The 11,986-nt window shown below is 65.0% G+C and carries 10 protein-coding genes and 2 tRNA genes; 5 read left to right on the top strand and 7 right to left on the bottom strand.

Translation table 11 applies throughout. The features are described from left to right. Positions 1-30: 30 nt before the first annotated feature. Entirely contained in the window at positions 31-786 is a 756-nt protein-coding gene (gene rpsB / locus DBV14_RS23185) for a 30S ribosomal protein S2 (RefSeq protein ID WP_124462506.1), read from the bottom strand. A gap of 210 nt (positions 787-996) precedes the next feature. Here rpsB and DBV14_RS23180 point away from each other — a divergent pair, with 210 nt between their 5' ends. After that, positions 997-2,322 carry an amidase gene (locus tag DBV14_RS23180; protein WP_124462504.1) on the top strand — a complete coding sequence of 442 codons (1,326 nt, stop codon included), beginning with the start codon at positions 997-999 and terminating at the stop codon, positions 2,320-2,322. A 53-nt stretch (positions 2,323-2,375) separates the two neighbouring features. After that, the gene (locus tag DBV14_RS23175; RefSeq protein WP_124462503.1) at positions 2,376-3,629 is read left to right on the top strand and encodes a D-amino acid dehydrogenase; all 1,254 of its coding nucleotides are present in this window, start codon (positions 2,376-2,378) and stop codon (positions 3,627-3,629) included. Here DBV14_RS23175 and DBV14_RS23170 read toward each other — a convergent pair. Beyond that, complete coding sequence (locus DBV14_RS23170) at positions 3,619-4,047, bottom strand: hypothetical protein (RefSeq protein WP_124462501.1); 429 nt, start codon at positions 4,045-4,047, stop codon at positions 3,619-3,621. The genes DBV14_RS23175 and DBV14_RS23170 overlap by 11 nt on opposite strands. Before the next feature lie 60 nt (positions 4,048-4,107). Here DBV14_RS23170 and DBV14_RS23165 point away from each other — a divergent pair, with 60 nt between their 5' ends. Then, on the top strand, positions 4,108-5,583 hold the full coding sequence (locus DBV14_RS23165) for an NAD(P)H-hydrate dehydratase (protein WP_124462500.1): 1,476 nt from the start codon (positions 4,108-4,110) through the stop codon (positions 5,581-5,583). Positions 5,584-5,589: 6 nt separating this feature from the next. On the opposite strand, the gene DBV14_RS23160 is transcribed toward DBV14_RS23165, so the two are convergent. Next, positions 5,590-6,357: an SDR family oxidoreductase gene (locus tag DBV14_RS23160; RefSeq protein ID WP_124462498.1), complete on the bottom strand. Its 768-nt coding sequence runs from the start codon at positions 6,355-6,357 to the stop codon at positions 5,590-5,592. Positions 6,358-6,414: 57 nt separating this feature from the next. After that, the gene (rnr, locus tag DBV14_RS23155; protein ID WP_260397196.1) at positions 6,415-8,736 is read right to left on the bottom strand and encodes a ribonuclease R; all 2,322 of its coding nucleotides are present in this window, start codon (positions 8,734-8,736) and stop codon (positions 6,415-6,417) included. Positions 8,737-8,763: 27 nt separating this feature from the next. Here rnr and DBV14_RS23150 point away from each other — a divergent pair. Both DBV14_RS23150 and DBV14_RS23145 read left to right on the top strand, forming a co-directional pair. Further along, positions 8,764-8,848: transfer RNA gene (locus DBV14_RS23150), tRNA-Leu, on the top strand. A gap of 253 nt (positions 8,849-9,101) precedes the next feature. Then, positions 9,102-9,186 (top strand) — tRNA-Leu (locus DBV14_RS23145). 93 nt (positions 9,187-9,279) lie between these two features. Here DBV14_RS23145 and rimO read toward each other — a convergent pair. From rimO to DBV14_RS23130, 3 genes are all read right to left on the bottom strand, one after another. Continuing rightward, positions 9,280-10,686 (bottom strand): 30S ribosomal protein S12 methylthiotransferase RimO, encoded by a 1,407-nt coding sequence (gene rimO / locus DBV14_RS23140; protein ID WP_124462496.1) that lies wholly within the window; start codon positions 10,684-10,686, stop codon positions 9,280-9,282. A gap of 108 nt (positions 10,687-10,794) precedes the next feature. Next, positions 10,795-11,355 (bottom strand): polyhydroxyalkanoate synthesis repressor PhaR, encoded by a 561-nt coding sequence (phaR, locus tag DBV14_RS23135; RefSeq protein ID WP_124462494.1) that lies wholly within the window; start codon positions 11,353-11,355, stop codon positions 10,795-10,797. 83 nt (positions 11,356-11,438) lie between these two features. Continuing rightward, a partial coding sequence (locus DBV14_RS23130) for a hypothetical protein (RefSeq protein WP_260397195.1) occupies positions 11,439-11,986 on the bottom strand: 548 nt, incomplete at its 5' end.

The raw sequence follows: 11,986 nt of genomic DNA, 5'->3' as shown, positions 1-11,986 counted from the left end.
GCCCCTTCTTCAGGCTCGCGAGCGCGCCAATCAGGCCGAAGCGCTTTCTTCGACTTCGACGAATTCGTCGCTACCGCCTTCGGCGATGGCCTTGACCACGTCACCGCCGGCGCTGTTGCGGCCTTCGATGATCGCGTCGGCGATGCCGCGGGCGTACAGCGTGACAGCCTTCGACGAGTCGTCGTTGCCAGGGATCACGTAGTCGATGCCTTCGGGCGAGTGGTTGGAGTCAACCACGCCGATCAGCGGAATGCCCAGCTTCTTGGCTTCGGCCACGGCGATCTTGTGGAAGCCCACGTCGATCACGAAGATGGCGTCCGGCAGCGCAGCCATGTCCTGGATGCCGCCGATGTCCTTCTCGAGCTTCGCGATTTCGCGCGAGAACGTGAGCTGCTCTTTCTTGCTCAGGCTGTCGAGGCCGGCTTCTTGCTGGGCCTTCATGTCCTTCAGACGCTTGATCGAGGTCTTGACGGTCTTGAAGTTGGTCAGCATGCCGCCGAGCCAGCGGGTGTCGACGAAAGGCACGCCGGCGCGACGGGCTTCAGCCGCCACGATTTCACGGGCCTGGCGCTTCGTGCCGACCATCAGGATCGTGCCGCGGTTGGCCGTGAGTTGCTTGGCGTACTTCATCGCGTCCTGGAACATCGGGAGCGACTTTTCCAGGTTGATGATGTGGATCTTGTTGCGGTGACCGAAGATGAACGGAGCCATCTTGGGGTTCCAGAAGCGGGTTTGGTGACCGAAATGGACACCGGCTTCCAGCATTTCGCGCATGGTGGTAGACATTGAAATTACTCCAAAGGTTGGGTCTAAAATCCAGCCCGTTTTGTGCTCTTTTGAATGGAGTCACAACACCTTGATTGGGCCGGTTTGCGGATGTGTTTGACTGGATGCAACGGGAGCCGTCGCTCGGCCAGCGAAACCCAAAGAGTATAGCACGGCCGCAGCCCCCTCTTCCCTGAACCCGAGCCGTCCACGCGGCAGTTGCAGCCACCCATGAACGACCTACACGCCACCCGTCTCACCCTTCTGGCAGGTGGCTCCGATGCACGCACCGAAATGGAGCGCGCCATCGATATCTCCGGGTCGCCGGCTTGCGCCCACGTCTTCACCCGCACCCTGTTCGACGAGGCCCGCCGGGCTGCCGCGGCATCTGCGCCCGAAAGCCGGCTCGCCGGCCTGGCCTTCACGGCCAAGGACCTGTTCGACGTGGCAGGCCAGCCGACGCCCGCCGGCTCGGTGGTGCTGTCCCATGCCCCGGCGGCCAAGGCCGACGCCCTCTCGGTCGCGCGCCTGCGTGCCGCGGGCGGCGTGCTGACCGGTCGCACGAACATGAGCGAGTTCGCGTTTTCCGGCGTGGGCGTCAACCCGCACTACGGCACGCCGGCCAACGTGAGCGACCTCGCCACACCGCGTATTCCGGGCGGCTCGTCATCCGGTGCGGCCATTTCGGTGGCCAGCGGCGCCGCCTTCATCGGCCTGGGTTCCGACACCGGCGGCTCGATCCGCATTCCAGCGGCACTGAACGGCATCGTCGGCTTCAAGAACACCGCCCGGCTGACGCCGGCCGACGGCGCGCTGCCGCTGTCGACCACGCTCGATACGGTCTGCGCCATGACCCGCTCGGTGCGCGACGCCATCACCGCCCATGAAATCCTGGCCGCGCGGACCGTGACGGCCGGTTCCGCCGCTATTGGCGCCTACAGGCTGGCCGTGGTGAAAAACGTTTTCTTCGACGGCATTGAATCGGCCGTGGCCGCCGCCTTCGAGCGTTCGCTCAAAGCACTGCGCGCGGCAGGCGCCCGCATCGAAGAAATCGAGCTGCCCGAGCTGGCCGACCTGCAGGCCATCAACGCCACCGGCGGCTTCTCCGCAGCCGAGTCACATGCCTGGCACCGCTTGCTGCTGGAACGCAGCGGCGCCGGCTACGACCCGCGCGTGGCGCAGCGCATCCTGCGCGGCGCCGGCATGAAGGCACACGAATACATCGACCTGATCCATGCCCGCCGCGACTGGATCGCCCGCGTCGAAAAGGCGCTGGCACCTTTCGACGCCGTGCTGTCGCCGACCGTACCGATCACCGCGCCGTCCATCGTCAGCGTGGCGCCGGGCGCCGAGCGCGACGAAGAATTTTTCCGCGTCAACGCGCTGCTGCTGCGCAACCCGTCGATCATCAACATGCTCGACGGCTGCGCCATCTCGCTGCCTTGTCATGCCGCCGGCGAACTGCCGGTGGGCCTGATGCTGTGGCATGCCGGGCTGCACGACGACGCCGTGCTCGCGATTGCGCTGCAAGCCGAGCGCACGCTGCAAAATCAATAGCAGCAGTCGCCCGATTCACGGGCGCCTGCTCTCTCTTTTATCTAGAACATTCAATGAAAATCGCGATCGTGGGCGCCGGCATCATCGGCGTCACCACCGCCTGGGAACTGGTTTCCGACGGCCATGAAGTGACCGTGTTCGAGCGCCGAGGCGCCGCTGCGGAAGAAGCCAGCTTCGCCAATGCCGGCGTGGTCGCCCCCGGCTACGTCACGCCATGGGCCGCGCCGGGCATGCGCGGCAAGGTGCTGCGCTCGCTGCTGTCGTCGCACGGCGCCATCAAGCTGCGCTGGCCGCTGAGTTCGCGCGACCTCGGGTGGATGTCGCGCTGGCAGAAGGCCTGCAAGCTCGAAACCTACCTGGCCAACCGTGCCCGCATGCAGCGCCTGGCCTTCTACAGCCGCACCCGGCTGCACGAGGTGACCGAGGCGCGCGAGCTCAGCTACGAACGCAGCGACGGCTACCTGGTGCTGCTGCGCTCCAAGCGCGAGAAAAAGCTGATCCAGCCCGGCCTCGACGTGCTGCGCGCCGCCGGCAGCGTGTTCAAGGAAGTCGATGCCGACGAGGCCCGGCTGATCGAGCCCGCCCTCAGCACCGACACCGCACTGGCCGGGGCCATCCATCTGCCGGACGACGAAGTCGCCAACTGCCGGCAGTTCGCGCTGCTGCTCAAGTGGGAGGCCGAGTCGCTTGGTGCGCAGTTTCACTTCAACTGCGACATCGCGCCGTTGAGCCGCGCGGCCCCCACCTCGCTGTCGCTGGCAAGCGGCTCGGAAGCCATTCGCTTCGACGCCATCGTGGTGTGCGCCGGCCTGGCCTCGGCCACGCTGTTGCGTCCGCTGGGCCTGCGCATTCCGATGGCGCCGATCTACGGGCATTCCGTCAGCGCCCCTATTCGCGAACCGCTCAATGCGCCGCGCAGCGCGGTGATGGACGAGCGCTACAAGGTCGCCATTTCGCGCCTGGGCCAGCGCGTGCGCGTGGCGGGCAGTGCCGAAATCGGCGGCTCGCTCGACAGCATGAATCCCGCCGCCGTGCAGACGCTCTACAAGGTGCTGCACGACTGGTTTCCGGGTGCGGCCACGCTGCAATCGGGCGTACAGCAGTGGAAAGGCGCACGCCCGATGCTGCCAGACGGCCCGCCGGTGCTGGGCGCCAGCGGCATTCCGGGCGTGTGGCTCAACCTCGGCCACGGTTCGAGCGGCTGGGCTTTGTCGTGCGGCAGCGCGCGCGTGCTGGGCGACCTGATCGGCGGGCAAGACCCGGGCGTCGACCTCGAAGGCCTGGGCGTCGAGCGGCTCAGTCTTTAGGACCCCAGCGGCGCAGCATCTCCCGGCTGGCCGGCGCTTCGACCGGCAGTTCGGGCGCTGCCGGCGGCCTGAGCCTCTGGACCATCAACCCGAGCAGCGCGGGCACGATCCACACGAAGAGCACCAGGCACAGCGCGTAGCCCGCCATCACCAGCCAGCGCAGAACGACTGCGGTCTCGTCGAGCGGCACTTCGAGCCAGCGAATGACACCGACGCCATAGCCGGCTCCCGCGGCCCAGGCCAGGTCGCGCAACGGCAACCAACGCCTGAACTCCGCAAGCATGAACGTGCCCCACACGATGCCCAGCAGGCCAGCGGCCCAGCCCAGGCCGAGCGTCCATGCCATCACCGAGATCACGAAAACCGCGATCCCCATGAGCAGCAGGACCAGCACCCAGCCGAGGCTTTTGAACATCATCCATCGATGATAGGCGGCGCACCGGCGGCCATGCGCCCGCCCCGGCGGCACAATGGATCGATGCAACGCATCTCTTCCGCCACCACAGCCGATCTGTTCGATATCGCGGCCACGCGCCGCATCGAAAAAGCCGCGGCGAACGCCCTGCCCGCCCACACGCTGATGCAGCGCGCGGGCCTCGCGGTGGCGCGGCTCGCCATGGCCATTGCGCCCCATGCACGCACGGTCTGGGTGGCTTGCGGGCCGGGCAACAACGGCGGCGACGGCTTCGAGGCGGCGGCGCAATTGCGGCATCAGGGGTTCTTTCCGGTTGTCACTTTCGCGGGCGATGAGGGCCGATTGCCACCGGATGCCAAGGCGTCGCTGCAGCGTGCGCGAGATGCGGGCGTTCTCTTTGCGCCGAACCCGCCCGCCGCGTACGAACTGGCTATCGACGCACTGCTCGGCATCGGATCGTCTCGACCACCCGAAGGCACGATGGTCGAGTGGCTTCAGCAGATGCACGCGAGCGGGCAGCCAGTGCTCAGCGTCGACGTGCCGTCCGGGCTGAATGCGGATACCGGCGTTCTTTCGCTGGGCAGCGACCTTCTTCGCACGAAGACCCAACCAGCCCGAACCTGCCTGACTTTTCTCACCCTGAAGCCGGGCCTCTTCACCGCGCACGGACGCGGTGCCGCGGGCACGGTCTGGTTCGACGACCTGGGTTGCAGCGCCTTCACCGACCAGCCGATCGCTCGCCTCGCCGGCTCACCCGAAGCGACTTCGCGCACGCATGCGTCGCACAAGGGTAGCTACGGCGATGTCGCAGTGATCGGTGGCGCGCCGGGCATGGCGGGCGCCGCATTGCTGGCCGGCTCGGCGGCGCTGCATGCCGGCGCGGGCCGCGTGTTCGTCGGCTTGCTCGACCCGAGTGCCGCGCCGGTCGATACCGCGCAACCCGAACTGATGCTGCGAGACGCCCATGCCCTGGACTTTTCCGGCATGGCGGTGGTCTGTGGTTGCGGCGGCGGAACAGCTGTGCGTGAGTTGCTGCCGCGCGTGATCGCGACATCTGCAGCCTTGGTGCTCGATGCCGACGCCCTCAATGCCATCGCCGCCGACAGCGCATTGCAGACACAACTGGCATCGCGCGGAAAGCGCGGGCGGCCCACGGTGATCACGCCGCATCCGCTCGAAGCGGCGCGCCTGCTGGGCTGCACGGCCGAAGCCATCCAGACCGACCGGCTCGCCGCCGCGCGCGAACTCGCCTCACGCTTTCACGTCGTGGCGGTTCTCAAGGGTTCTGGCACCGTGATCGCAGATGCGGGCGATGCGCCTGCGGTCATCAACCCGACCGGCAATGCCCGGCTTGCAACGGCCGGCACCGGCGACGTGTTGGCCGGCATGATCGGTGCCGCACTGGCAGGCCATCGGCCGGCCTTTGAAGCAGCATACGAAGCCGCCTGGCAGCACGGCCACATCGCCGACACATGGCCGGCCGATGCAGCCCCGCTGACGGCGGGCGCGCTGGCCCGCCGCGCGCCCACGCCCGCCTGAGCTTTTTTAGCCGCGCCCGACGAAGGGCATCTTCGTCGCCATGATGGTGTGGAACAGCACGTTGGCCTCCAGCGGCAGGTTCGCCATGTAGAGCACCGACTGGCCGACGATCTTGACGTCGATCAGCGGCTCGATGGCCAGTTCGCCGTTGGCCTGCGGCACGCCCTTGGCCATGCGCGAGGCCAGCTCGGTCATCGCATTGCCCACGTCGACCTGACCCACCGCGATATCGTACTTGCGGCCGTCGAGCGACGCGGTCTTGGTCAGGCCTTCGACCGCATGCTTGGTCGACGTGTAGGCCGCCGAATTCGGTCGCGGCGTGGTGGCCGAGATGGAGCCGTTGTTGATGATGCGGCCACCGCGCGGCGTTTGCGCCTTCATCGTGCGGAACGCCTGCTGGATGCAGAAGAACATGCCGCTCAGGTTGATGTCGACCACGCCCTTCCACTGCTCGGGCGTCCAGTCTTCAAACGGACCCGGCGGGTTGCCCACGCCGGCGTTGTTGAACAGCAGGTCGACGCGGCCGAAGCGCTCCACGGTGGCGGCAAACAGCGCTTGGACCGATTCGGCATTCGCCACATCGGTAGGCACGGCGAACGCACGCGCGCCGGCGCCCGACTCTTCGGCCACCTGCTCCAGCGGCTCCAGGCGACGCCCTGCCAGCGCCACGCTCCAGCCGTCGCCCAGCAGCGCCAGAGCCGCTGCACGGCCAATGCCCGAACCGGCGCCAGTGACGATGGCAATGCGGCCCCTGTTGTTGCTCTCAACGCTCATGCTCGATGTCTCCTGTTTCTCTGCTTGTCTGTCATTTCGTTTGCGAGAGGATGCATTTCATCCACGGCGGGGCTTGCGCCCCTTCATCTTGTTGGCGGCCTTCTTGACTGCCGACTTGAAGGCCTGCATGGCCGACTGCGGCCCCGCGGCCACGGCGACCGTGCCGCGTTCCGCGCGCGGCTCGCTGGCAGCTTCGGTCTTGTGGCGCGAACTGCGCTTGGCCGATGCCTTGACCGGCACGCCGCCGGACGTCGCGCCCTTGTCCTTCATGGCGCGCGCCGTCAGGTCTTCGCCTTCACGCACGAGGCGGAAGTCGATCTTGCGGCCGTCCAGGTCGACGCGGCTCACCTGCACCCGCACGCGCGTGCCGATGGCATAGCGGATGCCGGTGCGCTCGCCGCGCAGTTCCTGGCGCATCTCATCGAACTTGAAGTACTCGCCGCCGAGCTCAGTGATGTGGACCAGGCCTTCGACATACATCGCGTCGAGCGTGACGAAGATGCCGAAGGTGGTGGCCGCGGTGACCACGCCGCCGTATTCCTCGCCCAGGTGCTCGCGCATGTACTTGCACTTGAGCCAGGCCTCGACGTCGCGGCTGGCTTCGTCGGCACGGCGCTCGTTGGCACTGCAATGCAGGCCCGCGGCTTCCCATGCCAGCACTTCCTTGGTCGGGGCGATGGTCGCCTTTTGCGGCTTGGTCGTCGGCGCCTTCACGCGCGAAGCCAGGCGCTTGGCCAGCTTGGCATGCGCCTCGCCCGGCGTCGGCAGCATCGGCAGCTGGTAGCGCGTCTTGGTGAGGATCGCCTTGATCACGCGGTGCACCAGCAAGTCCGGGTAGCGGCGAATCGGGCTGGTGAAATGCGTGTACGCCTCGTAGGCCAGGCCGAAGTGGCCGCTGTTGAACGGCGTGTAGATCGCCTGCTGCATCGAGCGCAGCAGCATGGTGTGGATCTGCTGCGAGTCGGGCCGCTCTTTGGTGGCCTCGGCAATCGCCTGGAACTCGCCCGGCTTGGGGTCGTCGGTGATGCTCAGGCCCACGCCCATGGCCTTCAGATACCCGCGCAGGATTTCTTTCTTCTCGGGCGTCGGGCCTTCGTGCACGCGGAACAGGCCCGGGTGCTTGCCTTCGGCGATGAAGTCTGCACTGCAGACGTTGGCCGCGAGCATCGCTTCTTCGATGAGCCGGTGCGCCTCATTGCGCGTGCGCGGCACGATCTTCTCGATACGGCCGGCGTCGTCGCAAATGATCTGCGTCTCGGTGGTCTCGAAGTCGACCGCACCACGCTTGCCGCGCTGCTTGAGCAGTGCCTTGTAGACATCCGCAAGATTCAGCAGGTCCTTGACGCGGTCCTTGCGCTTGGCCGCTTCAGGGCCGCGCGTGTTGCCAAGGATGGCCGCCACTTCTGTGTACGTGAAGCGCGCGTGGCTGAACATCACGGCCGGGTAGAACTGGTAGGCGTAGATCTCGCCGTCGGCGGCCACGAGCATGTCGCACACCATGCACAGGCGCTCGACTTCGGGGTTGAGCGAGCACAGGCCGTTCGAGAGCTTCTCGGGCAGCATCGGAATGACGCGGCGCGGAAAGTAGACGCTGGTGGCGCGGTCGTAGGCATCGATGTCGATGCCAGAGCCGGTCTGCACATAAGCGCTGACGTCGGCAATCGCAACCAGGAGGCGCCAGCCCTTGCCACGGCCCACCTTCGCGGGCTCGCAGTACACGGCGTCGTCGAAGTCGCGTGCATCTTCGCCGTCGATGGTGACGAGCGGAATGTCGGTCAGGTCGACGCGCCCCTTTTTATCGGCGGGACGGACCTTCTCTGGAAGCGCCTTGGCCTCGGCCAGGCACTCCGCGGAAAACTCATGCGGCACGCCGTACTTGCGCACGGCGATTTCGATTTCCATGCCGGGGTCGTCGATCTCGCCCAGCACTTCTTTCACACGGCCCACGGGCTGGCCGAACAGGGCCGGCGGCTCGGTGAGTTGCACCACGACAACCTGCCCCACCTTGGCGGGACCGGTCGCCCCCTTTGGAATCAGGACGTCCTGGCCGTAGCGCTTGTCTTCGGGGGCAACGAGCCAGATGCCGCCTTCGTGCAACAGGCGGCCGATGATCGGCTGCTCGGGGCGCTCGACGATCTCGACCACGCGCCCCTCGGGACGACCGCGCCGGTCTTGCCGCACGATACGTGCCTTGACGCGGTCCTTGTGCAGCACTGCGCGCATCTCGTTCGGAGGCAGGTAGATATCGGCCTCGCCGTCATCTCGCTGCACGAAGCCGTGCCCGTCGCGATGTCCTTGAACAGTGCCTTCGAATTCATCCAGCAAGCCGCTGGAAGTGACATTATTTTTGATATGATCTCCTTCTTTCCTGAAATTCAAAACATAACTGCTTCGGCAGGTATGCGGGCCCAGATGGCGGAATTGGTAGACGCACTAGTTTCAGGTACTAGCGAGTAACATCGTGGAGGTTCGAGTCCTCTTCTGGGCACCAAGTTTAAACAGACCCTTAGCAAGTTCTTCGGGTCATTCGATTCAAGCCACCGGCCTCCGGTGGCTTTTTTCATGGTCGTTTGAATACGCATCAAACGGCCGACACGGTCAAGCCGCGCGTTGCCAGCGCACCAGCAATGAACCCGACGCGATTTACGCGCCCGGAACAAGGCCAGCACTTCATTTGCTTCAACACGTCGAGTTGTTCGCGCCAAATTGTGTATACTCGTGGGCTCTGCTGCAGAGCAGAGAAAGCCCAGATGGCGGAATTGGTAGACGCACTAGTTTCAGGTACTAGCGAGTAACATCGTGGAGGTTCGAGTCCTCTTCTGGGCACCAAGTTCAAGCAGACCCTTAGCAAGTTCTTCGGGTCTTTAGATTCAAGCCACCGGCCTCCGGTGGCTTTTTTCTTGTCCGCTTGAATCAGAAACATCAAACGGGCAGCGCGATCAGGTCATGGCCCTCGGCGCCAACGATGCGCGCGCGAGTGAACTCACCGACTTTCAGCGTCTTGCTGATCTTCTCGGGCGGCAGCAGGCGAACCGTGCCGTCGATCTCGGGTGCATCGGCGTACGTGCGCCCCACCCCACCCTTGCGGCCCATGCCCGGCGCCGAATCGACCAGCACCTGCATCGTCGCGCCGATGCGCTTTTGCAGCTTGGCGATCGATACGGCTTCAGCCACTTCCATGAATCGGGCACGGCGTGCTTCGCGTTCAGGCTCGGGCAGCATGCCCGGGATGTCGTTGGCGGTCGCGCCTTCGACCGGGCTGTAGGCAAAGCAACCGGCGCGATCGATCTGCGCTTCACGGATGAAGTCGAGCAGATGCTCGAACTCCTGCTCCGTCTCGCCGGGAAAACCGGCAATGAAGGTGCTGCGGATCACCAGCTCGGGGCACACCTCGCGCCAGCGCGCCAGGCGCTCCAGGTTTTTCTCGCCGCTGGCCGGACGCTTCATGCGCTTGAGCACATCGGGATGGCTGTGCTGCAGCGGCACGTCGAGGTACGGCAGCACTTGGCCGCTCGCCATCAACGGAATGATTTCGTCGACGCTCGGGTACGGGTACACGTAGTGCAAACGAACCCATGCGCCGTAAGGCTCGGCGATTTCACCGAGCGTTCGCACCAGCTCGAGCATGCGCGTCTTGACGGGCTTGCCGTCCCAGAACCCGGTGCGGTACTTCACGTCGACGCCATAGGCCGAGGTGTCCTGGCTGATCACCAGCAGCTCTTTCACGCCGCCTTCAAACAAGGCCTTGGCCTCGCCAAGCACGTCGCCGACCGGCCGCGACACGAGGTCGCCGCGCATCGACGGAATGATGCAAAAAGTGCAGCGGTGATTGCAGCCTTCGCTGATTTTCAAATACGCATAGTGGCGCGGCGTCAGCTTGAGGCCGGCGATGCCGAAAGCGTTCGGCACCAGGTCGATGAAAGGATCGTGCGGCTTGGGCAGGTTGGCATGCACCGCGTCCATCACCTCTTGCGTGGCGTGCGGGCCGGTAACGGCCAGCACGCTCGGGTGCATCTGGCGCACCAGATTGCCACCCTGGTCGCCGGTCTTGGCGCCCAGGCAGCCGGTGACGATCACGCGGCCGTTCTCGGCCAGCGCTTCACCGATGGTGTCCAGGCTTTCCTTGACGGCATCATCGATGAAGCCGCAGGTGTTGACGATCACCAGATCGGCACCTTCGAAAGTCTTGGAGGTTTCGTAGCCCTCGGCGCTCAGGCGGGTCAGGATAAGTTCGGAATCTGTAAGGGCCTTGGGGCAGCCCAGGCTCACAAAGCCAACCTTGGGGGCGGCGGACTTTGTCGTTCGTTCGGGGGAGGCAACTTCGCTCATATGCCCCTATTGTCCCAGCTATCGGTGACAGCCGGGCAATCATTGGGCAACGTCCGTGTCCGAACGCGGCGGCTACTGCAAGCGCGCCTCCGGACGGCCGGACGGCACTCAGGGACGCTTGATGCCAAAGGCCCCCAATACCTGCTCGGTGTTTTTCTGCATCTGCTCCTGCATCTGCAGGAAGACGTTCTTCGATTGTTCGACGTAGTTGCCCATCAAGCCCTGGAGCATCGGCGACTGCATGGTCATGAACTTCGACCACATCTCCGGCGTCAGGCCTTCGGCCTTGTCCGCCAACTGGGCCTGGACTTCGGTCATGGCCTGGATGTTCTTCTCGAGATACGGCCCCATGTAGCCCTGCATCGCCTGGCCATAGAAACGGATGATGTGCGCCAGCACCGGCTCGGTGAACATCGGCGCGCCGCCCGCTTCTTCTTCAAGAATGATCTGCAGCAGGATGCTGCGCGTGAGATCGTCGCCGGTCTTTGCATCGCGCACCACGAACTGGGCGTTCTGGATGACCAGTTGCTTGACTTCGGCCAGCGTGATGTACGCGGATGTCTCGGTGTCGTAGAGCCTTCGGTTGGGGTACTTCTTGATCACTCGCTGTACCGGCTTGACCCCGGACTTCTTGCTCTGCACTGCGGACTCCTTCACATGGACGCCCATGTCATCGGATGATTCTAGGGAGCGGTTTTGCTGCATCGCGACAAGGTTTACCCTGACCGCCCGGCCGCGCCGCGCACTTTCACTCAGTCCGGCGATGTGGCGTACTCGGCGCCGCATGCATGGCAAGACGCAGACTCGGGGCGCTCTTCGATTGCCTCGCGAAAACGCAGCGGGCTTTTCTGCCCGTAGACCACCCAGCAGCGCGGGCAGTGCTCCTGGCCCACAGTCGGAAGATAGGCACGGGCGCGCTGCTCGGCACGCTCTTCGGTCAGCGGCATGCCCTGTCGTTGGGCACGCACCACTTCGCGTGCGGCCATGGTGTCGGTGCGGCCACTTGCGTGGTCATTGATACCGTAGACGGCGCGCGCGAACTCGACGGGAGCCTGCTTGAGCAATGCCGCCACGCGCTTGTCGGCATGAGCCCGATCAACCAGCGTCGATCGCGTATTCATCGAATCGCTTATCAAGAAATTTGGAGAGGAGTTGCAGAGTGACCAAGGTAGCACAACAATGTGGCCAAGGTCTTTTTTTGCATCACCACAAGGGACGATATGAGCACCGGGGAACCCGGTGCATGCTCTGTTCAACGGGTCCGGTGGTTGGCCGGGGTTGAAACAGAAATTGGTAGGCG

The sequence above is a fragment of the Variovorax sp. KBW07 genome (assembly GCF_003852515.1).
Classification (GTDB): domain Bacteria; phylum Pseudomonadota; class Gammaproteobacteria; order Burkholderiales; family Burkholderiaceae_C; genus Variovorax.
The sequence above is the reverse complement of the archived record's forward strand: the minus strand, read 5'-3'. Positions and strand labels throughout refer to the sequence as shown.

What these genes read in the sequence shown, in the direction of transcription:
- DBV14_RS23180 (WP_124462504.1), top strand. Translation starts at nt 997, where the DNA reads ATGAACGACCTACACGCCACCCGTCTCACCCTTCTGGCAGGTGGCTCC.
- rimO (WP_124462496.1), bottom strand. Translation starts at nt 10,686, where the DNA reads ATGAGCGAAGTTGCCTCCCCCGAACGAACGACAAAGTCCGCCGCCCCC.
- phaR (WP_124462494.1), bottom strand. Translation starts at nt 11,355, where the DNA reads ATGGGCGTCCATGTGAAGGAGTCCGCAGTGCAGAGCAAGAAGTCCGGG.
- DBV14_RS23160 (WP_124462498.1), bottom strand. Translation starts at nt 6,357, where the DNA reads ATGAGCGTTGAGAGCAACAACAGGGGCCGCATTGCCATCGTCACTGGC.
- rpsB (WP_124462506.1), bottom strand. Translation starts at nt 786, where the DNA reads ATGTCTACCACCATGCGCGAAATGCTGGAAGCCGGTGTCCATTTCGGT.
- DBV14_RS23165 (WP_124462500.1), top strand. Translation starts at nt 4,108, where the DNA reads ATGCAACGCATCTCTTCCGCCACCACAGCCGATCTGTTCGATATCGCG.
- DBV14_RS23170 (WP_124462501.1), bottom strand. Translation starts at nt 4,047, where the DNA reads ATGATGTTCAAAAGCCTCGGCTGGGTGCTGGTCCTGCTGCTCATGGGG.
- DBV14_RS23175 (WP_124462503.1), top strand. Translation starts at nt 2,376, where the DNA reads ATGAAAATCGCGATCGTGGGCGCCGGCATCATCGGCGTCACCACCGCC.